The 24,307-nt window shown below is 38.4% G+C and carries 24 protein-coding genes; 2 read left to right on the top strand and 22 right to left on the bottom strand.

Features of this window, described 5'->3' with window-relative positions:
* Positions 1 to 58 precede the first annotated feature (58 nt).
* Positions 59 to 259: an anti-repressor SinI family protein gene (locus QFZ80_RS38665; protein WP_307563956.1), complete on the top strand. Its 201-nt coding sequence runs from the start codon at positions 59 to 61 to the stop codon at positions 257 to 259.
* Positions 260 to 261: 2 nt separating this feature from the next.
* Here the strand turns inward: QFZ80_RS38665 and QFZ80_RS38660 are convergent, their stop codons facing one another.
* The 16 genes from QFZ80_RS38660 to QFZ80_RS38585 all read right to left on the bottom strand — a co-directional run bounded on the left by QFZ80_RS38660 (position 262) and on the right by QFZ80_RS38585 (position 15,087).
* A complete protein-coding gene (locus tag QFZ80_RS38660; RefSeq protein WP_261302561.1) occupies positions 262 to 603 on the bottom strand; it encodes a helix-turn-helix domain-containing protein in 342 nt (113 codons plus the stop codon).
* A 133-nt stretch (positions 604 to 736) separates the two neighbouring features.
* Positions 737 to 1,144, bottom strand: coding sequence for a VanZ family protein (locus QFZ80_RS38655; protein ID WP_307563954.1), 408 nt, complete (start codon positions 1,142 to 1,144; stop codon positions 737 to 739).
* Positions 1,128 to 1,469: a helix-turn-helix domain-containing protein gene (locus tag QFZ80_RS38650; protein WP_307563951.1), complete on the bottom strand. Its 342-nt coding sequence runs from the start codon at positions 1,467 to 1,469 to the stop codon at positions 1,128 to 1,130. The genes QFZ80_RS38655 and QFZ80_RS38650 overlap by 17 nt, the downstream gene beginning before the upstream one ends.
* A gap of 8 nt (positions 1,470 to 1,477) precedes the next feature.
* Positions 1,478 to 3,280 (bottom strand): glutamine--fructose-6-phosphate transaminase (isomerizing), encoded by a 1,803-nt coding sequence (gene glmS, locus QFZ80_RS38645; protein ID WP_307563948.1) that lies wholly within the window; start codon positions 3,278 to 3,280, stop codon positions 1,478 to 1,480.
* An 18-nt stretch (positions 3,281 to 3,298) separates the two neighbouring features.
* Positions 3,299 to 4,474: a DegT/DnrJ/EryC1/StrS family aminotransferase gene (locus QFZ80_RS38640; RefSeq protein WP_307563946.1), complete on the bottom strand. Its 1,176-nt coding sequence runs from the start codon at positions 4,472 to 4,474 to the stop codon at positions 3,299 to 3,301.
* A gap of 56 nt (positions 4,475 to 4,530) precedes the next feature.
* Complete coding sequence (locus QFZ80_RS38635; protein WP_307563944.1) at positions 4,531 to 5,223, bottom strand: HAD family hydrolase; 693 nt, start codon at positions 5,221 to 5,223, stop codon at positions 4,531 to 4,533.
* On the bottom strand, positions 5,213 to 6,202 hold the full coding sequence (locus QFZ80_RS38630; protein WP_307549606.1) for an ATP-grasp domain-containing protein: 990 nt from the start codon (positions 6,200 to 6,202) through the stop codon (positions 5,213 to 5,215). The genes QFZ80_RS38635 and QFZ80_RS38630 overlap by 11 nt, the downstream gene beginning before the upstream one ends.
* Positions 6,189 to 6,794 (bottom strand): sugar transferase, encoded by a 606-nt coding sequence (locus QFZ80_RS38625; RefSeq protein ID WP_307563941.1) that lies wholly within the window; start codon positions 6,792 to 6,794, stop codon positions 6,189 to 6,191. The genes QFZ80_RS38630 and QFZ80_RS38625 overlap by 14 nt, the downstream gene beginning before the upstream one ends.
* Positions 6,795 to 6,807: 13 nt before the next feature.
* Positions 6,808 to 6,996 (bottom strand): YwzD family small protein, encoded by a 189-nt coding sequence (locus QFZ80_RS38620; RefSeq protein WP_307549610.1) that lies wholly within the window; start codon positions 6,994 to 6,996, stop codon positions 6,808 to 6,810.
* Between the two features lie 58 nt (positions 6,997 to 7,054).
* Complete coding sequence (gene galE / locus QFZ80_RS38615) at positions 7,055 to 8,101, bottom strand: UDP-glucose 4-epimerase GalE (protein WP_307563940.1); 1,047 nt, start codon at positions 8,099 to 8,101, stop codon at positions 7,055 to 7,057.
* Positions 8,102 to 8,124: 23 nt separating this feature from the next.
* Complete coding sequence (locus QFZ80_RS38610; protein ID WP_307563939.1) at positions 8,125 to 9,198, bottom strand: EpsG family protein; 1,074 nt, start codon at positions 9,196 to 9,198, stop codon at positions 8,125 to 8,127.
* A 21-nt stretch (positions 9,199 to 9,219) separates the two neighbouring features.
* Entirely contained in the window at positions 9,220 to 10,104 is an 885-nt protein-coding gene (locus tag QFZ80_RS38605) for a glycosyltransferase family 2 protein (RefSeq protein WP_307563937.1), read from the bottom strand.
* Positions 10,105 to 10,107: 3 nt separating this feature from the next.
* On the bottom strand, positions 10,108 to 11,217 hold the full coding sequence (locus tag QFZ80_RS38600) for a glycosyltransferase family 1 protein (RefSeq protein ID WP_307563934.1): 1,110 nt from the start codon (positions 11,215 to 11,217) through the stop codon (positions 10,108 to 10,110).
* Entirely contained in the window at positions 11,202 to 12,356 is a 1,155-nt protein-coding gene (locus tag QFZ80_RS38595; protein ID WP_307563932.1) for a glycosyltransferase family 4 protein, read from the bottom strand. Before QFZ80_RS38595 ends, QFZ80_RS38600 begins: the two co-directional genes overlap by 16 nt.
* Positions 12,357 to 12,366: 10 nt before the next feature.
* Entirely contained in the window at positions 12,367 to 13,242 is an 876-nt protein-coding gene (gene galU, locus QFZ80_RS38590) for a UTP--glucose-1-phosphate uridylyltransferase GalU (RefSeq protein ID WP_307563930.1), read from the bottom strand.
* Between the two features lie 15 nt (positions 13,243 to 13,257).
* Positions 13,258 to 15,087 carry a polysaccharide biosynthesis protein gene (locus QFZ80_RS38585; protein WP_307563928.1) on the bottom strand — a complete coding sequence of 610 codons (1,830 nt, stop codon included), beginning with the start codon at positions 15,085 to 15,087 and terminating at the stop codon, positions 13,258 to 13,260.
* A 518-nt stretch (positions 15,088 to 15,605) separates the two neighbouring features.
* Between QFZ80_RS38585 and QFZ80_RS38580 the strand changes: the two genes are divergently transcribed.
* Positions 15,606 to 18,104: a right-handed parallel beta-helix repeat-containing protein gene (locus QFZ80_RS38580; RefSeq protein WP_307563926.1), complete on the top strand. Its 2,499-nt coding sequence runs from the start codon at positions 15,606 to 15,608 to the stop codon at positions 18,102 to 18,104.
* Positions 18,105 to 18,125: 21 nt separating this feature from the next.
* Here QFZ80_RS38580 and QFZ80_RS38575 read toward each other — a convergent pair whose 3' ends face one another.
* From QFZ80_RS38575 to QFZ80_RS38555, 6 genes are all read right to left on the bottom strand, one after another.
* On the bottom strand, positions 18,126 to 18,377 hold the full coding sequence (locus tag QFZ80_RS38575) for a hypothetical protein (RefSeq protein ID WP_307563924.1): 252 nt from the start codon (positions 18,375 to 18,377) through the stop codon (positions 18,126 to 18,128).
* A 154-nt stretch (positions 18,378 to 18,531) separates the two neighbouring features.
* Positions 18,532 to 18,678, bottom strand: coding sequence for a DUF6431 domain-containing protein (locus QFZ80_RS39295; RefSeq protein WP_373460470.1), 147 nt, complete (start codon positions 18,676 to 18,678; stop codon positions 18,532 to 18,534).
* Between the two features lie 245 nt (positions 18,679 to 18,923).
* Positions 18,924 to 19,994, bottom strand: coding sequence for an acyltransferase family protein (locus QFZ80_RS38570; RefSeq protein WP_307563922.1), 1,071 nt, complete (start codon positions 19,992 to 19,994; stop codon positions 18,924 to 18,926).
* Between the two features lie 269 nt (positions 19,995 to 20,263).
* Positions 20,264 to 21,457, bottom strand: coding sequence for an acyltransferase family protein (locus QFZ80_RS38565; RefSeq protein ID WP_307563920.1), 1,194 nt, complete (start codon positions 21,455 to 21,457; stop codon positions 20,264 to 20,266).
* A 40-nt stretch (positions 21,458 to 21,497) separates the two neighbouring features.
* Positions 21,498 to 22,688 (bottom strand): acyltransferase family protein, encoded by a 1,191-nt coding sequence (locus tag QFZ80_RS38560; protein WP_307563918.1) that lies wholly within the window; start codon positions 22,686 to 22,688, stop codon positions 21,498 to 21,500.
* Between the two features lie 65 nt (positions 22,689 to 22,753).
* A complete protein-coding gene (locus QFZ80_RS38555; RefSeq protein ID WP_307563915.1) occupies positions 22,754 to 24,295 on the bottom strand; it encodes an oligosaccharide flippase family protein in 1,542 nt (513 codons plus the stop codon).
* Positions 24,296 to 24,307: the final 12 nt, after the last annotated feature.

The raw sequence follows: 24,307 nt of genomic DNA, 5'->3' as shown, positions 1-24,307 counted from the left end.
CGATAATAAATCAACAGATACAAATTGTATCGCGATAGATGATTTGGAGGGGTCGTTTGTGAATCGGATAAACCAGGTGGATACCGAAGAGTTTGATAAGGAGTGGGTCAATCTTATTATGAGCGCGCGTAAGATGGGTCTTACGATGGAAGATATCCGCGCATTCCTAAGAAGCCCCTTCCAACCCACGACAATTTCACTTTCAACGGAAAACGATCGCTTCATGTCCTCAAAGGGATTCATTCAACAATCGTCCTAGAACTATTCGTCGTTTGGACGTTTCATTCTCCATTTATTGAAATCCAGAAACTCTCGAAACTGCTGCTTGTCAACCCCAGAAGTCATGGCTTCTTTAATGATCTCATACCATTCCGGATCGAGCTCACGGTCATTAGCAGCCATCTCTTCTTGGTCATCAATTAGCCTATCGACAGGCACTTTCAGAACAGCTGCAATTTTCTCAAGAAACTGAATCGAAGGGTTCTTCTGAATGTCCCGCTCCAAGCTGCTAATATAAGATTTAGCAACCCCTGCACGTTCCGCCAGTTCTGTAAGAGACAGACCCTTTTCTTTCCTCAATTGTTGAACTCGTTTTCCAATCATTTCGGATCTTCCCTTATAATGAAGTAATGTTGCTCTTCATTTTATTATATCAGAATTTCTTCTAACGAACAAATTTGTTTCATATAACGAACAATAAAGCCCCAAGAAGGGGCTATTTTGAGTTACTTCACTATTATCGTTTTCTTATATAAATAATAATTCTAAGAAATATCAGCGCTGCTAGTGAATCCAGCAGCACATCCTGGACTAATGCGGACCTTCCCGGTACATATGACTGATGCCATTCATCAACAATGGCCATCAAGGTCGTGCAAACCCAAGCGAACCATATCGACTGCCTACGAATCACTATGTAGAAAAAGATACTGAGCAAGCCAAACATAAGGACATGTGCGGATTTACGAATAATCGCATTGGTTACATAAGCATTATGTTCATTCATACCTGTTATTTGCTGGATTTGCTCTTTGGTATTCTCACCGGTAAAGGTCTGAAGAGCAGTGAAAACAAATATAGTTCCAATGATTATAGTCAATACGATCAACCATAACAACTGCTTCATTCTACTTAATTTTATCATTGTTCCACTTCATAAACTCAATCAAAATTTTAAATTCATGAATACGTTCCTTATCTATGCCGGACTGCTTCAAATCATTAATAAAATCCATCCACTCCTGATCAAGCTGTTGGCTTGTTTCCACATCAGCAGCAATTTTTAACAGCATTTTCAAGTCTACTTTAAGAACCAAAGCAATTTTTTCCATGACATGAATCGAAGGGTTCTGTTTGAGATTTCGTTCTATGTTACTTAAATAGGACTTGGAAATACCGGTCCGCTCTGACAGCTCGGACAACGTATACCCCCTTTGTTTCCGGATACTTGATATGTTTTGACCGATCATCGTTATCATCACTCCACAGTGACACTTTTGGCTAGATTTCTTGGTTTGTCTACATCGCAACCTCGATATAGAGCTGCATAATACGCTATTAATTGTAACGGAATGACGGAAACAAGCGGAGTAAGAAACTCATGAACCGCAGGCAAAACGATTTGATCGTTCTTCTCCTCTATCCCTTCAATGCTAATCATACACACATTAGCGCCACGTGCCATAACCTCTTGCACATTGCTTCGAATATTCGCTCTAATATGAGGTTGTGTGAGAAGCGCGATAACAGGCGTTCCTTCCTCAATTAATGCAATCGTTCCATGCTTTAATTCCCCGCCAGCGAATCCTTCCGCTTGAATATAAGAAATCTCCTTAAGCTTTAATGCGCCTTCCAAACATGCGTAATAGTCCACACCACGACCAATAAAGAAGCAATTACGTGAAGCATTTAAATACTTCCACACCATTTCTTCCATCATTTCTTTTTTGTTAATCATAATTTCCATCGCATTGGCCGCTATACTTAATTCATGAATAGGATTCACATCGCCTAATTTGCCCTTATTTCTTGCACTATCGAACGCAAGTATCGCTAACACCGCAATTTGTGCCGTATAGGCTTTCGTTGATGCTACAGCAATTTCTGGTCCGGCATGCGTGTATAAGGTATAGTCCGATTCACGGGATAAGGTTGAACCTGGAACGTTGGTAATTGTCAATGCTGAATAGCCCATTTGTTTGACGGCTACCAATACCCCCCTGCTATCTGCTGTCTCCCCACTTTGAGAAATACATATAAATAAGGGGTTACGGGACAGAATGGGTCTGTTATACAAAAATTCACTTGCGATATGTGTTTCAACCGGGATGTCCGCAATCTTTTCAAGCAAATGCTTTCCGACTAATCCGGCGTGATAACTTGTACCGCATGCAATGATGTAGATGCGATCTGCTTGCTTCATGCTCTCACGAATGTTATCGTCTATCATCAAATTCCCATTGCTGTCTTGATACTTAGAAATGACTTTGCGGATGACAAAGGGCTGCTCATCAATTTCTTTCAACATATAATGCGGGTAGGGTCCCTTCTCTATATCGCTGGCGTCCAGCTTAACTTGAAATGGCCGCCGCTGAATGAGGTCTCCGCTCAAGTTTTTAATGGTTTTGCTCTCTTGGCGAAGTATGACCATCTCCTCATCCATCAGTTCAACGAACTGGCTCGTAAGCTGCAGCATCGCCATAGCATCACTTGCGATCACATGAAAATCTTGTCCGAGCCCGATCAGTAAGGGACTCTTATTTTTGCCAACATAAATCGTTTCCTGGTCCTGATTATCTAATAACGCTACAGCATAAGAACCTTTGATCTTCATCAGCAGTTGTCGAAAAGCTTCCTCCACCTGCAGCCCACTCTCCACTAACTTCTCCATCATCTGTACGATGACTTCCGTGTCCGTGTCGCTGGCGAAGGGCACATCAAGCAAATATTGATGCTTCAATTCTTCGAAGTTCTCTATTACTCCGTTATGTACAACCGTGAATCGGCCATTGTTACTTTGATGAGGATGAGCATTTCTGCGACTAGGCTTGCCATGTGTTGCCCATCTGGTATGACCAATTCCAATCTTCGCCTTTTCCTCGTGATCAATGACTTGTCGAAGTTCTGCAATCCGGCCCTGCTCTTTATAAACATGTACGCCTCTGTCATTTAATAAGGCTATTCCGGAAGAATCATACCCTCTGTATTCTAGTTTTTCTAATCCTTTGACCAGGATGTCCTTCGCCTCCTGATTTCCGATATAACCGACAATTCCACACATGATTAGTTCCTCCTATTATTAAATAATGACCTTGAATGGCATAGTTTGCATAACAGTTTTCTTGATACAAGTGATCACCCTCTGTTGTTCATCTTCCTGTAATTGTGACCCCGACGGTAAGCAAATTCCTGTTTGAAACAATCGTTCTGATACATTCTCGTTATCGCTATGTGGATAGTACCGAGCTCCTTCAAAAAGCGGCTGCAGATGCAGCGGTTTCCAGACTGGACGGGCTTCGATGTTTAATTCTGTCAATGCTTCTAACACTTCATGAGCGGTTACCCCAGCTTCTTTCTCCTCTAGCGTTAATACGGTGAGCCACCGATTCGAGCGCGTGTTTGCTAGTTCCGGCATGAATTCAATGCCTGGCAAATGGGATAAGGCTTCATCATAACGGTTAAAGACCGCTCTTCTGGCATTAACTCGCTCTTCCAAAACCTCAAGCTGCGCTCTGCCTATTCCAGCTAACACATTGCTCATTCGATAATTGAATCCCAATTGACTATGTTGATAATGGATGGCTTGATCCCGTGCTTGTGTAGCTAAGAAACGAGCTTGCTTTAATCCCTCTACATCATCGGAAACCAGCATTCCTCCGCCAGAAGTGGATATAATCTTATTCCCATTGAATGAATATACGCCATATTTGCCGAATGACCCGCTTGCTCTTCCTTTATACATAGATCCGAGCGATTCTGCTGCGTCTTCAATGACGGGGACATCATAGGATTCACATAACGACATAATTTCGTCCATTTTTGCACTTTGACCATAGAGATTTACAACAATAACGGCCTTAGGCAATTTCCCCTCTAGAGCAGCATCTTGCAGCGCGGCTTTCAACGCCCCAGGAGACATGTTCCATGTCTCGGGCTCAGAATCAATAAATACCGGCCTCGCGCCACAATAAATAATCGGATTTGCGCTGGCCACGAAGGTAAGACTTGAGCAGAATACGCTGTCCCCTTCATTGACACCTATCAGCCGCAATGCCAGATGGATTGCCGCGGTCCCTGAACTGACTGCTGTAGCCGCATTTGCCCCGACATGTGAGGCAAGCTCTTTCTCAAATGCATCCACATGCGGGCCCAAAGGGGCGATCCAATTCGTAGCAAAGGCATCCTGGATATAGCTCATTTCATTCCCGCTCATATGTGGAGGGGATAGATAAATTCTATTGTTAAGTGTAGTCATACGCCGCCTTCACAGCCTTCCCAAGATTAATTAAACACAAAAAGCGCCATTCGGCGCTAATAGACAAACATATGTTTTAGCATAGGTAAATCAGATAGATCCCTCAAATTATCGATTGAAAAATGAGCCTTATATTCTTGATCAGCTGCAATCCCTGAGTATAACCCATCTTTTCGATCTATTTGGATTGTTATCCACCCAAGTCTCTTGGCTGTTATAAAATCTTTATTAATATTATCTCCGATATAAACACACTGATCATGCGGAAGCTGTAATTCCCGACTTGCTTGTTCATAGGGAACATGACTGGGTTTCCAATGCTCTCTGCCCAATCTGTCTGTGAGAATAACCGAGTGAAATTTTTCTTGAAGTTTTAATGCATTAACTTTCTTTTCCTGAGCAACTAAATATCCATCCGATATTAAACCAATTTTAACAGTATCCCTTAAATTCTCAAGAATCCACTTGGCATCCTCTAACAAATGAATATCAGGTTCATGAGATCGATAGTAATCGACCATATTCTTAATCATCGTATTATCATAAAAAATATTTAGTTTCTCGAGCGTTTCATTGAATATAAGCTTTGTTTTTCCTGAGAGAAATAGATCTAGTGCTGTTTCATAAAAACCCGTGATCTTGAACTCTTTGTTCATCCAACGATCAATCGCTTTAAAGCCGCTTTTCACATAATCCTTTTCTTGGTATAAGGTATCATCCATATCGAAAACCAAAGCATTAATGGTCATGTTGGATACTCTCTGTAAAGACTGCCTCATCATATCTAAGCATCGTTAGATTTTCACGCCAATTATAATCCTCTTCGGAGAAGGATTCGCCACTGCACATTTGGAGGACCCACAATGGAAAATCTGCACCTGCTTCAATGGAAAGCGGAATTCCTCCGCCAAAGCGCGGGTTAATTTCAATGAAAGTAATCTCTCCATTTTCTTTTTTAAAGCATTGCAATGTGATACACCCAACTGGACCAGGCAAAGATTTGACCACTTGTTTTACTGCAGTAATGATATCACTATCTTTCTTAGTAACCCCTTTACTGACTTCTCCTGCCCTGGTTTCTAACCTTAATCTTGGAACGACTGTTTTTATATTTCCATTAAAGTCAACCATCACATCAACCGTATATTCTGTACCTGTAACAAATTCCTGAACCATAGCATTGGGGATGTAATCCTTAAAAAAGTACAATTCTTTTTCATTGTTGATTTTGGTAACCCCTACACTTGAGCTTCCGTTAAGAGGCTTGATCAATAGCGGAAATTGATACTGTTTATTATTAATTTCATCATCGCTAAATACTTTTGGAGTAGAGATATTCCTATCTTGGAAATATTTATATGCTTTGGTTTTATCACATGAGATTTCGTTTAATTCATTACTTGAAACTAATAATTTCACACCAATTTCTTCAAAAGCATGTCGATTTTCTGAAAGAATAACCAATTCCGTATCGATAAGCGGGATGATAATATCAATCTTTTCCTTTTGACATATTTGAAGTAATTTCGGTATGTAATTAGGATCAGTTACTCTCGGTACAATAAAATGCTTATCGCTAAAAAAAGCAGTGGGTGCAGTTTGTTTTAAATCCGCGGTCATAATACTCCCGTTTAGGTTATGTTGAACGAGCACTTTCCTAAATTGCTGCAATAAAGACAATCTCCTACCGGAGCTAGTAAACAAAATATTTATCTTACTGTTCAACATTTTTCATACTCCCTTCAAATATTGGCATTGTTGCATGATTGCCATTTTGGATCCCTTGCGGTTTCAACACTTTAATAAAAGTTAAAGCTAAAATCTTAATATCAAGGAGTAAGTTTTGATTTTCCACGTACCAGATATCCAATTTGAATTTATCTTCCCATGAGATTGCATTCCTGCCGTTGACTTGAGCCCATCCAGTAATTCCGGGTCGAACTTGATGACGTTTAGCCTGTTCTTCAGTGTATAAAGCCAAATAATCCATTAACAGCGGCCTAGGCCCGACTAAACTTAAATCTCCCTGGATGACATTAACCAATTGCAGCAATTCATCTAGGCTATATTTTCTAAGAAACATACCAAATGGGGTTAATCTTATCGAATCGGGCAATAAATTTCCTTCATAGTCTCTAGCTTCCGTCATGGTCCGAAATTTATAAATTTGGATAGGTTTCCCATGTAATCCCGGCCTTTGCTGCATAAATATGACGGGAGATCCTAACTTTAACCTAACCAATACAGCGACAATCCCGATAATCGGAAGAAATAGTATGAATAAGGGAATGGATATCAACAAGTCACAAAGTCGTTTCATGAATGATCTACTCCTATTGTTCTGGGCTGAAAAAGCTTTGATTTAATACGTCAAACTCATTCCCTCTCAGGACGGAAATGATCTGTTGTTTAATTTCTTCAATCAGTTCTTTGGCCTTGAGATGTTCCGACTCATTCCCTACTTTGTAAGCATGAAACACAATATTCTTCATTTGTTGCTCCGTCAATGCCGATATATCCATGAATAAGACCTCATTATACAATTAGTTATTGGTTATTTACGTTGTGCGTGCACACGTGTTATGAAATGTTAGATTCAACTAGCAAATTATCCTCTTCTTGAAAGCCGTGCGGATTATTCGATTGCCATCTCCATGCATCCAGACACATCTCATCAATGCCTTTCTCGGCGATCCATCCCAGCTCCCGTTCAGCCTTGGTCGGGTCCGAATAGCAAATCCCGATGTCCCCAGGTCTTCGATCCGTCATCTTATACGGAATGCGCCTGCCGGTTACCCTTTCGAAAGCAGCAACCATCTCCACAACGCTATATCCCCGTCCCGTCCCAAGGTTGTAAGCTTCCACACCTGTCGTTGCTACAACCTTCTCCAGCGCCTTCAAGTGCCCTTGAGCTAAATCCACTACATGGATATAATCCCTAACTCCTGTACCATCCAAGGTCGGATAGTCATTTCCATAAATCTGCAGTTCCTTTAATCCCCCTGCCGCCACCTGCGTGATATAGGGCATCAGATTATTAGGTATACCGTTCGGATCTTCGCCTAATCTTCCACTACTATGGGCACCAATAGGGTTGAAATAACGCAGGATCGCGATGCTCCATACTGGATCGGAAACGTACATATCCTGCATGATTTCTTCAATCATTAGCTTCGTTCGCCCATAGGCGTTCGTTGCGCCAAGTGGAGCATCTTCGGAGATAGGTACTTGCTCGGATATGCCATATACGGTTGCTGATGAGCTGAATACAATTCTTTTTACCCCGTATTGATGCATGAGCTCGCAAAGCACAAGTGTCCCCGTGATATTATTATGGTAATAGCGAAGTGGTAAACGAATCGATTCACATACGGCTTTGAGCCCCGCGAAATGGATCACCGCTTCAATCTTATTTTGCATAAAGACAATCTCTAAATCTTCCCGATTTAATAGATCAGTTTGATAAAATTTGAAATCTTTACCCGTTATTTCCCTAACCCGTCTTAACGATTCCGGGCTGCTGTTGGCAAGATTATCAACTACTACAATCTCATTACCGGCATTCAATAATTCCACGCAGGTGTGACTTCCGATATAACCGGCTCCACCCGTTACGAGGATTGCCATTATGTGTACCCCCTAACTGTTAGTTAGAATTTCAAGTAATCACTTTTATAAATAATGTTTAAGATAACCTCGTTCTCGTAGTAAAAATAAATCAAATAAAAACCCAGGATCGCGTAGTAAATAAATTTCTGTTGTCTTTTTACGAATAAACTAACGACCCATGACATGAGAATGACATTATATAAACCGAAGTAAATCGTAAACCTGGCAAAAATCCAATTCTGTGTTGCGACGGCCATGACAATAAAATTCAATAACGACATGTTTACTACATAATCACCATTAGGAAATATCTCCCTAAGTTTATTTCTTCCCAGATAAGCAAATATCAAAGGAACTGCCCCAATAGCTACCCTAATGATGTTAGCTCCGCCTTCTTGGAATTCTTTATACTCGCTGTAGTGCGTATCCGCGATAGCTGCGAATATAGCATCAGAGAGTACGTTATATCCCAAAATCAATACTACGGCCATAAAAAGGAGAACGAAAGTGGATGATGTCCACGCCTTTCTTCTCACAATGAAATAAATGGGAATAAGAATAAGGGCACTCCCATGAAATGTTGAGGCAAAGGCAACTACTAGAAAATACTTCTGCCAACTTCCTGCAAATAAATATTTAGTAGCAGCGAATACAATGGCTGAAGCTAGGAATTGTCTGACTCCGTTCATCGAGACAATGTAAAGTCCCGATGTTATGTATACATAAATGCTCATTTCAAACAATTTAGAATACTTGTATAACACACAGACGATAAGAATATTTGTCACGAGCGCTGTTAAAAAAATTAACAACTGAGGATCTTCTGTGTATGCTTTTAATATCATTTGTAAGATACCGAATCCAATATCCTTCTCAGCCTTTACCGCTTCCCATGTAAAATTATTTATCGTATAGGCATGCATATAAGAGTAGGTGTCGCCTATGTTATTACGAAGCCCGGATATCAATACGATGGTTGCCATTACAATGGCAGTCATCCATCTATTTGGCCTAAACGAGAGCGGACCAGGGCCGATAGTCACAGGTGTAGCCAAATACCTTGAGAAGAAAGATGCGATATAGACGACAACCAGATTAACCCACAGTATAGCCATAATTGATTTCCTTTCGAGTAACTAAGAAATTCTTGTTTTTCTAATCACATACCAATAAAGCATGATTCCAAGGGGAATAGCAAGAAAAGTGAGGATCTTGGCAGGGGTCTCCCGCATAAACCTGCGATTACCGGATGTCATGCTGCTGGACACATAATGGATCGATTGTCTGAATTTAAAAATCAGGCTAGCGAAGGGCAGTTTCATAAGTTCCTTACGGTAAAAGGCAAACCCTTTAGGATTCTTACGATACTGTTTCAGCATGTTCATCGAGGAGCCATCCGGTAAATATTCTACGCAGCATAGCACTTCATTCATGAGCAGCATTTCATACTGCTGATCCAACATATAGTACTTATAAGCCAAACCGACATACTTTTCATTCTCAAAAATAGGATAAGGGTACTGTCGGGTTAATTCTGTTCGATAAACCAGCTTCTTATCTCCGGTCACTCGATGTTTACTATACAACTCAAAAAGTGTCGAACTCTTGAGATCATCAGGCAACCTTGTGCCAATAATCCGGCCATCTGTAAAAGCGTCAAGACCGATGATGCCGCTCACATGTTCATTACCGTGTAAATCCCAAAAGTTATTTATTTGTTCCACGGCACCATCCGGCATATAGTCATCAGAGTCAATACATACATTCAATTCCGTTTCGATTAGTCTGTACGCAGTATTATGTGCACCGTGCATCCCTAAATTGTCCTGCCGATGATAATGTATAGTGATCTCATTCTCTGCCATCCAGCCCGCTACCAATTCCCCCGTGTTGTCCGTAGAGCCATCATCTATAATTAACCAAATGAAATCACTGGAAGATTGCCGTTTCAGACTCTCGTAACAAACGTGAAGACAATATGCTCGATTATAAGTCGGTGTAAATACAGTAAGCTTCTTCATTATTCACCTCGATATACCTAAATAAAATCCTTCTGTCCACGCCGCTGTGTTCTTAATATCGTATCCTTTGTTCGATAAAGATGAAACAGGTATCTGCCTTGGCGAATTTCTTGCAATAGCATTCTTCATTCGGTCTATCCAAACCAATTTATCATCGAGTGATAACCGCTCTACCAATTGAATATCCATATCCACTTCTGGAGTAATTTCATCCGAGATAAGACAAGGCAGGCCAGCACCCTGTGCCTCTATGAGCGTAACAGGTAGTCCTTCATGTAAAGAGGGAAATACGAACATATCAAAAGCTTGAAGTAGTCGCGTAATGTCGCTTCTCACGCCAAGGAACCTTACCTTACTTTGCAGCTGCAGAACTGCCACTTTCTTCTCAATCTCTGGACGCATAGGTCCATCTCCTGCCAAGATAAGCACTGTATCCGGCCTTTCTCGATTCAACTGCGCGAAAATATCTATGAGAAAGGAATGATTCTTCTGATAAGCAAATCTCCCTACATGCCCAACGACATAGCACCCTGTGGGAATCTTCAGCTCCCCCCTTACTTGCTCTCTGACCTCAGGTGAGAACACAAATTTCTCACTCTCGATCCCGTTCTTTAAAATCACGACATCATTACCCTTGTTTGCGAATAACCATTGGGCTGCTTTATTCGAACATGCCAAAAAGTGTGTTGCACAGGACGATATAAATGTTCCGGCAACCCACTTATATGTTTTGACGGCAATTCCACCCTCACTGCTCGTATTATGACTGTGCGCAATCCGTATAGGTACTCCCGCTTTTTTTGCAGAACGCAATACGAATCCACTCATTTTATCCATATGAGCATGCACAATTTTGTAATCGGTATTTGTCATAAAAAATTGATCCAAAGCTTGGATGTATTTGGTATGGCCAATATCCGATACATAAGGGATTCGATGGATGGTTCCGCCCATCTCCATAATCTCGGCATCATAAGCTCCCGCTTTACTCGTTAGAAAGTCGAATTGAACCTGTGAACGATCCATATTGCGATATAAATTCATGAGGAGAGTTTCCGCCCCACCTCGATTCATATTGACTACGACGTGTAGAATTCTTATTGGATCGCCCACATGCCCTCCACCTTTTCGCCCATATATAAGGAATATATTGTACTCTTCTCATTTAATACCTGCTGAGTGGTGTATCTTCTTTCAACCATCTCTCTACCCCACATACCCTGCTTGACTCTTAATTCCTTGTTATGTGCTAACAGCTTGATCTTCTCTGCCATGTCCACTTGGTCATTAGGTGCTATAAGCCAACCATTCTGGTTATTCTGGACCAGTTCTCTGTGACCTCTGTTCTCACTTGCGATGATGGGAAGGCCACAAGCCATAGCTTCCATGATATTCACCGGCAGCCCTTCACGAAGACTGGATGCAACGGCGATATCACACATCGGTAATAAGCGATCAATGTCATTTCGATAACCCAGAAAATCAACCTGATCCTCTACACCCAGCTCTTTGGCTAGAACTTGACAATGTCCTTTCATTGGACCCTCGCCAGCAAGCAGAAGTTTGACGTTAGGAACGTCAGCTTTGACCGAAGCTAATGCGTGAAGGAGCAATTGTTGATTCTTGTTCTGATTAAATTCAGCTGCGTAGAACAAGAGGACATCATCCGCTTGATAGCCGGTTGTCAGTTTCAATTCAAGCTTATGTGATTCATCTGCTGGCTTGAAATGTTCTGTATTCACGCCTACGCCATGTACGCGCTCGATTCGACGTGCTCTGAATCGACGATTAACGGCCAGTTGGTAGTCTTCCTCATTGATGGTAATCAAGCAATCCGTGAAATAAGAAAGAAATTTCTCTAGCGGATAATAAACCAGCCAAGGAACTATCGGTGCTCCCTGACAAAAATGAAAACCATGAGCCGTATAGATGACTTTAGTCCCATTCTTACGTGCGTCACGCGCGGCTATACGAGCCAGAACGCCCCCCATTGGGGTGTGGCAGTGAATAATATCATATTTATTTTCATCAATAATTGCCTTTAGTTCCGTATAAGCCTTCATATTGATTCGTTTAAAAGGTGATCGTTGGATCGGAACGTTAAACTTCGCGTCGACATAAGGAAGATCCATATTCCCGTTAGCGGCAACATGGACCTCCCACCCCTGCTCTTTAAACCACTTCATGTAGGGCACATGGAACGCTTTAAAGTGATAATCAACAGTGGCACATAACAACACTTTCTTAGACATCTGCCATCCCCTACTTAATTAATTCCTTCTCCACGGTGGAAGAAAGGTACTTCAGTAATTCGTATCTTAAATCCTCACGCTGCAAAGCGTAATCAATCGTCGTTTGTATAAAACCTAACTTCTCGCCCACATCAAATCGCTTACCTTCAAATTCGTAAGCATACACCGATTCGAGTCGATTCAACTCCGCAATGGCATCCGTAAGCTGGATTTCCCCACCTGCTCCCGGTTTTTGATCATTAAGAATGTCGAAAATCCTTGGTGTCAGGATATAACGGCCCATAATCGCAAGATTCGACGGCGCATCCTCTTTCTTAGGCTTTTCCACTAGATGATTGATGCTATATAAACGCTTCTCCATTTCGTTACCGTCAACAATGCCATACCTGGACACATCTTCATCGGATACATGTTTCACACCAATAATGGAAGCATTACGACGTTCATATTGATCCATCATCTGCTTCAGACAAGGCTGATCTGCCCGGACAATATCATCACCTAACAGCACAGCAAAGGGTTCATTCCCAATGAACTTGCGTGCACACCAGATGGCATGTCCCAGACCCTTTGGCTCCTTCTGGCGAATATAATGAATATCTACTTTGGACGACTTCTGGACTTCAGTTAATAAGTCAAACTTTTGCTTTTCCAATAAATTTTGCTCTAGCTCGAAAGAATTGTCGAAATGATCCTCTATTGCCCGTTTCCCTTTACCCGTTACGATAATAATATCTTCAATTCCCGACTCTACGGCTTCTTCAACGATATATTGAATGGTTGGTTTATCGACAATAGGCAGCATTTCCTTGGGCATAGCCTTAGTTGCAGGCAGGAATCTTGTACCTAGACCAGCAGCCGGAATGATAGCTTTTCTTACTTTCATGAATGTTTGCTCCTTTTAGCCAATTGAGACTAGTTTCTTAGGTAACGGAATGATATTACTATTTCCTAAATTTACGAGATATTCCCTTAGGCTTTCTTTATCAAGAGTGGCGTAAATGGAAATCATTTCTTTAATTTCCTCCACGTAAAGATCTGCCGTTTTACCTATGTAAATCTTCGGATATACTTGCTGTTCGTCGATTTCGTCAGCTTTCAGCAGCTCTTCATAAAGCTTCTCACCCGGTCTCATCCCAGTAAATTCAATCCCGATATCTTCAATCGAGTTACCGGATAGCTTGATGAGGTTTTTCGCCAGATCCACGATTTTCACAGGCTCTCCCATGTCTAGGACAAAGATTTCTCCGCCTTTCGCTAATGCTCCGGCTTGGATGACCAATCTGGATGCCTCGGGGATCGTCATAAAGTAGCGAATCATATCAGGGTGAGTGACTGAAACCGGACCGCCTTTTTCAATCTGATGCTTAAACCTTGGAATGACACTGCCTCTGCTCCCTAATACATTGCCGAAACGCACGGCAACGAATTTGGTATTGCTGCTTCTATCCATATCCTGAACAATCATCTCAGCCATTCGTTTGGTGGCCCCCATGACGCTGGTTGGATTCACCGCTTTATCGGTTGATATCATGACGAATGTACCCACTTCGAACTTGCTGGCCGCTTTGGCAACGTTCATCGTACCGATTACATTGTTCTTTAACGCTTCTTCCGGGTTTCGCTCCATGAGCGGTACATGCTTATGGGCAGCAGCGTGGTAGACGACATCCGGACGATGTCTATTCATAATCGACATCATTTTCCAGGAGTCCTGAATATCCGCAATTTCTGTAATAAATTCAATCTCCGTATGTACGCAAATGTCCTTCAGTTCCATTTCGATCGAATAAATGCTGTTTTCCCCGTGTCCTAAGAGAATAAGCTTTTGAGGATAAAACTTCGTAATTTGACGACAAATTTCCGAACCAATTGAGCCTCCGGCCCCAGTTACCAGCACCACTTTGTCCGTGATAAATCCGGAAATACTTTCCATATCGAGTTCTATCGGCTCCCGACCTAGTAAATCTTCAACCTGAACATCCAAGAATTGATTAACGGAAAGCTTACCCGTTACCAGATCCTCAAGCTTAGGTAATGTCTGGGTCTTGGCTTTCGTCTTCGCACATTCTTGGAATATGATGTTGAGGTCCTTTTTACCTAGGGAAGGAATGGCAATGATAATATTGTCGATATGTAGTTCCTTAACCGTCATCTCCATGCGATCAATACTGCCAACGACGGGTATTCCCAAAATATCTAAATTATGTATGTTTGAGTTATCATCAATAAATGCAACAGGCTCTAACTCTGAGTCATTATTGTTAATCAATTGCCTCGCTACCATCATCCCTGCAGAACCAGCACCAACGATGAGTGTACGTTTCTTATTCGATGGATTCTTGATATATCTATTCCGAAGGATTCGCCAACAGAATCGCGAACCTCCAATCAACAAGATATGGAGCATCCATGTCACAGCAAGTAGCCGGAAGTAAATATCCTGAACAAAGATTTGTTGAACAAATGCCACAGTAACAATAGAAAACGTTATAGCCTTTACAATAAATAATAATTCGTCGATATTCGCATGTTCCCAAGCTTTCTTATAAAGTTTATACATAAAGGAAAAAGCATGATGACTAAGCAGCAGCGTAATTGAACTAACGACCAAAGGCAGCGTGATGACATTTAGATCCGCGCTCAATAAAAAGCGACTAAAAAAAATGGAAGTTAATACAATGAATGAGTCTATGGAGATTAACAGAGATAACCTTTGTCGGTATGACAAATAAATCCACCCTTTCATTAAAGTTCTTAAGTATAAGGCCTTTGGTGAAAGACCATATAATTAAATCCTTTAATACGTTCTAGGGCATCTAACCCTTCCTCGCACCACACTTTTGACGACTCGCGTCTAAGGTCGATTCAACCCACAGCATGGTCGAGTGCTTCCATTGATAACGGTAAGGAGGCATCACCAGAGTGCACTTTGGAATCCGTTTTGCCGTTCTTTATAAAGAACTATTTTGTAGAGATTGGAAATAATCCTATTATAAAGAACATTTTATTTATATTAATTCTTTATAAAGAACGTTTTAAGTAAAAAAAATTACCGATCTCTTGCCCTGTAGTGGCTTATTTCATTGTAGTTCTTTATAAAGAACATGTCAATACAAAATTAACTCTCCTACCCGTTCATACAACATTATATTTGTATCTATTTCCCTATTAATATACCCAAGTAATCAGATCTTAAATTCATATACTAATAGTAATAATAGCTCTATAAATGGAGATGTGATGAAAATGACAACTGTTACCTATATGGTTGAATTAGAACGGTGGGGAATACAAAATAATGAAACCAATGCTATAAATACTACACAGGGTCTAAATAACGCCTTTCAATGGGCACGAGAAAACAATTATCAAATAGTTACGCTGCCAAAGGGTAAATACCTCATTGATAAAAATTCCTCTGTAAAGCTCTGCAGCAACACACATTATTTGTTTTACGACTGTTTATTAATAAAAGAATCGAATAGTTTCCAAGGTTACACAGTGATAACTATTGACAGTATCTCTAATGTAATTATCGAAGGTGTAAAAATAAAAGGTGACCGCGAAACACATGACTATTCTAGCGGTAATACTCATGAATGGGGTCACGGTATTTATTGTAAAAATTCATGTTATAACGTCCTAATCAAAAATTGTGAAGTATATGAATGTACAGGGGATGGTTTTACTACGTTTATGGATTTTTCTATGTTAGGGGGCGCCCAGCATCCTGGCCATTTTGCAAAAGGAGACATTAACAGTCAAGGAAACTTAGACAGTTCAAAAACCAATTATACGACAGTGACTAGATACTTTGACATTTCCAGCAATTTGGTTAAATCTGTTGGCTATTTTTATTATTCGGGAGATGGCTATGGGGGGTATGGTACAGGATGCAATCTAAATAAAACGGTAATAAAAGTACACTTTTACAATGCAACGGGCACCTATTTAGGTTCTAGAAATACAAGGTCTTATGAGTTTATTTACTTGGATTCTTTACCAACAGGGACAACTCAGGTAAAATTCTCCTTTCTGCAAAATTATGATTTGATGAATGGTAACTTGCACTATGTTCTGTGTGCAAAAATACCACAATTTATCACATATATGAATTGTAAAGCTTATAAGAACAGAAGGCTTGGAGCTTCCGTCAATGGAGGCAGATTCATCACCTATGATAGCTGTGAATTTTACAATAATAGCAATCCGATGGCTATTTCAACAGGGTGTAATCCCGGTTTTGGAATGGATATTGAAGATGGATATATGACTAACCAAAAGATAACGGTTAGAAATTGTAACTTCTACGATAATAGAGCCGGAGCATTCATATGTGTTAGCACAAGGGGAGTACATTTAGAAAATAATACATTTAGAGGTCCTGTCATTTTTGGTGGAAGTGGAGATGATTATTTCTCGCTTAATAATATGTATTATGGTGCCATAACCGGCAACTCTATAACCAGTGGTGTTGAAACAGATGGGACATTTTGTACGTTTAGAAATGATTCAATATTCGGTTCAAGCTGTAGAATTACTGCAGGTAACACTACACTTGAAAACTGTGTTTTCTCTAAAAGCAGCCTAACCTTAGCTGGAGAAACGGCAAAGGTTTATAATTGCAAGCTTACCTTTGATGATCCTGAGAAAGATACAGTATTCAGTTTCTCAAGTAAAAACGTAGAAATTCGCAATTCGACATTTGATATTAGAAGGGCAAAAGGCTTGACTTGGGCTATCTACAGTGCAACTGAAAACGCCATATTCTCCAATGTGAAATTCATCACCAATCAAGCACCAGGTGGACATTATATAGGAACTAAGCATTTATCTATTGAAAATTGTGAGTTTATCCACACTGGGACGATTGTTAATTATAGTCGTATGATGGTATCCGAATCAATGCGTATAGAAAATTCAATTTTTAAAAATTTATCACTTAGATTTGATGGCGGTGACATCTATGGAAGCGAGAAATTAGCCAAAGATACTGGCTATATTACTCATATATTTAAACATAATAAAGTTATTTGGGACGTACCCTACACCGTTCAAACACACGAAGCCAGAAGTCCAGGAGTCTCCTTCCTCTCTATTCCAAGAATAGGAATCCTAGATAATAATCTACAAGTAATCGGAACAGGTTCGTCATTAGGTTCCTTATCTATACTGAGAGTGTTTACTGAAAATCATTTACTTCTCTCAAACAACACCATTGTTACTTCTAATAATCCAGGAATTAATACCACTGGGGCAATAGTAGTAGAGGGGGCATATAGAAAAGGAGGAACAGCTTTAGCCACACCGAAGACAACGATAGTAGCGCAAAACAATAATAAAATTAACTCAAATATTATCTTTAGCAACAGTGTTAATACACAATTAGAACAAAACATTCTAGGGAATACCTTACTACCAGCACTTGCATCATCTTTACCAACATTTGGTACGTATAGCATGGGCCAATTATTATATAATGCTACACCTACTTCTGGTGGTTATATTGGATGGGTTTGCATTACATCTGGCATTGCCAATACTAATCCGTGGATCGCCAATAAGGCATATACGCTCAATACCATGGTTAATGTGAATGGAAAAGTTTACAAATGCATAATCGCTGGAACAAGTAGTACAGCTGCTCCTTCTCATATTAACGGTTCAGCTATAGATGGGAGTGTGACATGGGAGTATGCAGATATCTTAGCCCTATTTAAAACTTTTGGACTAATCTCTGGCTAGAATTGGCCATTGTATATCTAATTATATCTTTAATTTCAGATATATTATATTTTTGGACTCTGCAAAACGAAAATGCTTGGCCTTTTCAGGAAACAATAGATACTGAAGGTCGGCTTCTGCCACATCATCCGGTAATGGCCATGATAGTTTCTTTTCGTTTGCACGTTGTAACACTTCCGAGACGGTGTTGCGCGAGCATTGAATACTCGAAGCGATACTACGTTGGCTCAGTCCCATGTTACTGTGCCGTAAAATTTCTCGATACATGGTCATTTTGATGACCTCCCGTTGGTATTTGTGCACTGCTCAGCAGACGCACATCTGTCCATTCTACCAACGGGGGCTCTCTCTACTAACATAGTGGCTCTAATAGATTAACACAGTGGCTCTCACTCATTAACTCGATGGCTCTATGGCACCGAAATATTCACAGTTCGTGATGAATCTTATGACAGGCTACACAACGCATACGGCGAATGATAAAGTAACGACGATCTCCGGAATTCTGTATCCATACCCGTTTACGGCTCCCCTTGACATAAAGCTCTCCTGCATAGCACGGGCAAGGAAGAATCTATGCACTCCTAACAAAAAACGCCCGTTTCGGGCTCCTTTTCAACAAGAATAAAATCTACTACAATGATCACAAGTTTTAGTTTTCTAGGGATGTCTCTTGTGAACTGCTGGATACAGTTCACAAGAGACATCCTTTTCCTTTTCCGAGAATATGGACATTATCTTCGACTATTCCCGGACAGACAAGCCAGTCAATTTCTGGACAATTCAGCATAGCGAAAAACACTTACAATTTTACGAATTTCATATGTGCGATTGTCCGATTTTTTTTGAATTAGAATTATTAATGTTTATTTCTATATCCACTACTTTCTTTTTATTTGTAAACCATGATCTTACATATTTAAGTAGAGGCTTTTCAACCAGTGAATAGAAGACACAGCCCAGAAAAATTGCGACAACAGAAAAAGTTAGTTGAACAAAACCATTATGACCGTATTGTTTGTGTAAGCCTAATTTCTCCAAAATGGACTCTAAAACTAATAATGTGATTAAATGACTTAGATAAATCGAATAAGATGCATTTCCTAAATAAATTAAAGTTTTGGGGATATTTAGTCTTTTTTTCATCTCTAAGCTAACCAATCCAAGTATAAGGATAGAAAATGGAATTCCCCAGGCTATTGCATCATTAATCTTGAGAATATTGAAGTATTGCAACGTCAGAGATGTAACAATGCTGATTATCCCTAATCTAGTCATCCACTCGGCACTAATTTTTCTTTTTATTACGACTACTGCTATACCACAACCAAAAAGGAATTCTAAATTCAAGGGACTAACAATGTGTTCAATTGCTTTTGGTAATGCTGTAGGAAAGATAAAGAAATAAATTATCGTCAGTCCCCATAAAGTTAGTGTAGTGTATAAAATTTTTCTATTAAACATAAGGAGACCGAATATAAAATAAAATAGCATTTCAAACTCCAATGTCCAAGCAACACCGATAACTGGCAGTTTATCTTGGGGCAGTAAAAATAAAGACTTTAAAACATAATCAATCGAAAGTGTACTCCCGAATCCGGATACGCTTACTAATAAAATATATACAAACGTCATAAACCAATAAATTGGAAACACTCTAATTATTCGTTTCAATATAAAAGGAACTAGAACTTTCTTTTCTCCAATTTTGGTATGATGAGTATATAAAATGATAAAGCCACTTAAAACAAAGAAGAGATCTACGCCATATTTACCATATTTAAATAAACCATATGTCCCAAATTCATGAAAAATAACTACAACACATGCAGCAATCCCACGTAACAACTGTAAGGAATCAAATTTCCCCTTAATTAAATGATCATACATCTGTCCAGTCCTCCTCTATCGTTTTTCCCACCCATTATCGCTCCAATCTGTTACGGAAAGGTACCACAGGTCTATTATATATTTGGACTCTGCAATACTCCCGATCATCATATCGTTTAGGATGGTAATGAGTAGTATCCTTATAATTATTTAAGTGAACAATTTCAGATTGATCCTGAAAATCGCAGATAAATATGAATTCCTTTTCTTTGTTATTCTGATTATGGGTGTGAATAAGCGCATTGTTTCCGCAGGAAGCACGCGCTTATTCACATCATTTCTTTTACCTTGCGCTTATCAACTTTAAACATATCAAAGCTTCTCATGATAAATGTTCTTACAAAATTAGTTCGTGCTTCTGTTATTCTTGAGAATAGAAAAGCAAGCATACACATCAAAACTACGATTATTATTTCAATGAAGACAGAAAGTAAGTTAGGTTGTAATCCGGTAAAGCCGTTTTTAGCACCCCAGTAATATACTAGATTAATAATCGGGTAGTGAAGTAAATAAAGACTAAAGGAAAAACTAGCTAACAACTTTGATATTTTTTCAAACCATTTATTTGCTTTGTTTTTCTTTTCAATACCGTGTAATAAGCTGTAAATAAGAAAACTAAACGATAGCCCTATAAAAAGATCTACAAAAAATAAGTTGTTTGTATGATGGTCAATAAATAGTCTCCCATTATTTATCAGAGGCCTCAAGAGCATTGCAATACATACTAGCAAAAAAGAAACTGACATAATAATTTTGCTCTTTACTAGATGGATACTTGGCAAAAAAAGAACAACCGTTCCCAATAACCATATTAAGAAATAAGAATTAATACGTTGTCCAATCATGAACAAAATACCTAGAGCAATAATAGAGTATACAATTTTTAAGGCTTTCCTCTGATTTCGAAAGATCAAAATAAATACAGGAAATAGCATATAATACCAAAACTCACTGCTCAGACTCCACAAGGGCGCATTTGATCCATAAGTTCGAACAAAAATGGTCTGAAGATAAAACAAATTTCCAATGAAATCTTTGATATTAGTAAAATCGTTAGTATACCATCGATAATTAAAATAATTACTAGCTATTTTATCTGCAATAAATGTTAGCAATAAAGCTGGGATTAGTACAACGTATAGTCTAGATAATCGATTTACAAGGTATGATTTCCAAGACCATTTATTCTCAAAGATTGTTTTTAAGACAGTTCTTGAAATAAACAAACCACTAAGAACAAAAAATACTATTACCGCTGGTCCTCCTAACAAGTTAAGAAGATAAAGTAATTTAACGATGGCGTTCGGAAATTGTAAATATCCATAACCTACAAATAATCTTGATCCTAGATGTTCCATCAATACAAGAATTGCAGCTAATCCTCGCATGAAATCCAAATAATTAGATACTTTTCCGTCTAACAAGTCATTGACCTTTGAGAAATTGTTATACATTCTATTCATATTTCACCTCTACTTCTTTGGTCTATTATCATCCCTAACATTATGTAGAGATTTCCTTCTTATTTTGCAACCTTGTAACTGATTTTTGTTTTATAAATTTAACGATAAGCCTGCGTAATTTTTGGGTGTTAGCCTCAGTAACCATTGAGAATAACCATGCAATTCCGAGCATTATGAACACCAATATCACTTCTATTGTAAATGATAGAAAGCTTGGTTTTAAACCAGAAAATCCCTTAGCTAAGGCCCAACCATGTACAAAATTTAAAATTGGTTGATGAATGAGATAAAGACTAAAAGAAAAATTAGCTAATAATCTGGATATTCTTTCGAATAGTGTATTGCTTTGAACAATATTAATGTTCCTATCCTTCGAATAAAAATTTAACAATGCATAAGTAAATAAAACAAAAGCCAACCCGATAAATATATCAACATAGAGCATTATGTTCCCTTTGTCTCCTAATATCTTACCAGTTAAGACCAAGGGTCTTAATAATGAGGCTGAACAAAAAATCAGAAATGATGTGATTAGTACCAATCTATTTTTTAAAGGAGAAATAATTGGCAGAAAAAGTATGAGCGTACCCATTAACCATATGAGAAAATAAAAACTTATTTTTATTCCGATCATTATAAATATTAATGACGATAAACCAAGGTAAATAATTCTGGTTGATTTTTTTGTCCCTCTTTTTACCATTAATAATAACAAAGGAAATAGAACGTAGTACCAAAACTCACAACTTAAACTCCATAGTGGATGGTTTGTCCCAAAAGGTTCAACATATATCTCCTGTAAGAAAAATAAATTCCCAATAAAAGTTGCAAGGTTGTCCTTTGCATTTCCATAGGGTGTTCCCCAGAATATAGATCCTAACCAATCTAAGATAAATGTAATTAATAAGGCAGGGACTAACACTACATACAATCTACAAAAACGATTGATTAGGTAAGAGCTCCATGACCAACTACTTGTATCTATTGCCTTCAATATACTTCTTGAGATAAAAAGACCACTTAATATAAAGAATATTCTTACGGAAGCTCCGCCCAATAAATTAAAAATGTACAACATTTTTATAACTGATCCTTCGTTAGCATAAGCAAATAACATAGGACTTAAATGTTCCATCAAAACTAAAATAGCAGCTATTCCGCGTATAAAGTCTAAATATATTGATACCTTACCTGTTAATAAAGAATCAATTTTGCGGAAATTAGTCCACATAAGCGCCCCCCCTTCTCCTCGTCAAAACATTCTTTATAAAGAACAAATAATCGTAAATAAGAAAATTAACTCATTTTGTATAATTTCCCTTTTGAAAACCTATGAATTATTTTTTTAAAAGGCACTACAAACAGATCTTTTTCATAACAGTTCATACCTGCGAACCATATTAACAGAGAATATACTACGGAAAATACAATTATTTTAATAATGAAAAAAGACCAGCTATCCGTGAGTACTAGTTTATTTAATGTTACTCCAAACAATATACTTATAATAAGAGGTGAACTCATATATATAATATTTTTCCAGAATGATGGTATGGCTATATTTAACTTCTTCCAATAATAAATGTTCATTATGATTATATTTCCAATAGTAAATGCGGCAGCAGTTGCAAGAGCACATCCTATAGCTCCCCATCTTTGAACTAATATAATACTTAGAAGTACATTAGCTATAGCTAATGCAAAATAAACTACTGATCTAAATTTATGCTTATTTTTTGCTTGAAGTATAACGATTCCCATGCTTTGTGTTAAGGATATTATCATAGGAACCAGAATAATAATAGCAATAATAAATGAACTGCTGTATATCTTCCCTACCCATAAAATAATAAATTCTTGCCCAAATACAACAAAACCACTTAGAGCAAATGATAATATTATATATTGAACTCTCCCAATTCTAATAAATAAATCTGATATTTCTTTATCTGAGACTTCATTTGTTACCATTCCTGTAACTTTACTCAAAAAAACATTGGATATAGCTGCAGAAAAACCTGAAAAATACCCAGTAAAAGAAACTCCTATCGTATATATAGAAATTGCGGCTGTGCCACTATATATACCCAATATAAATGGATCTGTTGACCAATATATTTTATCTATAATAAGATTTAAAAATAAATAGGATGAAAATACAATTATTTCCTTCAACAAATCTGGTTCTATTTTCCTAAATAGAATTTTTATTCGAAGTACTCTAAAACAATAATAAGTATTTACCAAAATTGTTATTAAGTTAATTGCAGTCGTAACTATAGCCACAGAAATAGACCCATATCCCATAAATAGCAAAGGCAACATAATGAGAGGGTTTAAAATAGAACTCGCTATACTTATCACTTTTTGAAATATAAATTTTTCATGCGCTAATACGATAACACTAAATAGACCTGAACCAATCCCTAAGGATATGTTAATTACCATTATCCACATCAGGACTACTAATTTATCTACCTCAGCAATACTTAATGAGTTAGAAAATATTTGGTGTGAATTTAGTGTTAATATTATTCCTGATGCTAATGCAATAATTCCCAATACACCGTACATTAAACTAAACGTTCCATATAATCGATAGCAACCTTCTTCATCTTTAAGTGTCTTATATTTTGCAGTGTACCTAATAACTGCATTACCTAATCCAAAATTTAATACTCCAACAAACCCTGCAGCTGTGGTAGCTAAACTATATAGCCCATACTCTGATTGACCAAGTAGATTTAACATTATTGGAGTATATATTAATGATATAGCACTACTAATAAACAATGCTACATACGATAAAACTGCACCAGCTTTAAGTTGACTTTTCATACTCGTTACTAC

The sequence above is a fragment of the Paenibacillus sp. V4I7 genome (genome assembly GCF_030817275.1).
Classification (GTDB): domain Bacteria; phylum Bacillota; class Bacilli; order Paenibacillales; family NBRC-103111; genus Paenibacillus_E.
This window is presented reverse-complemented; position numbering and strand designations above follow the sequence as displayed.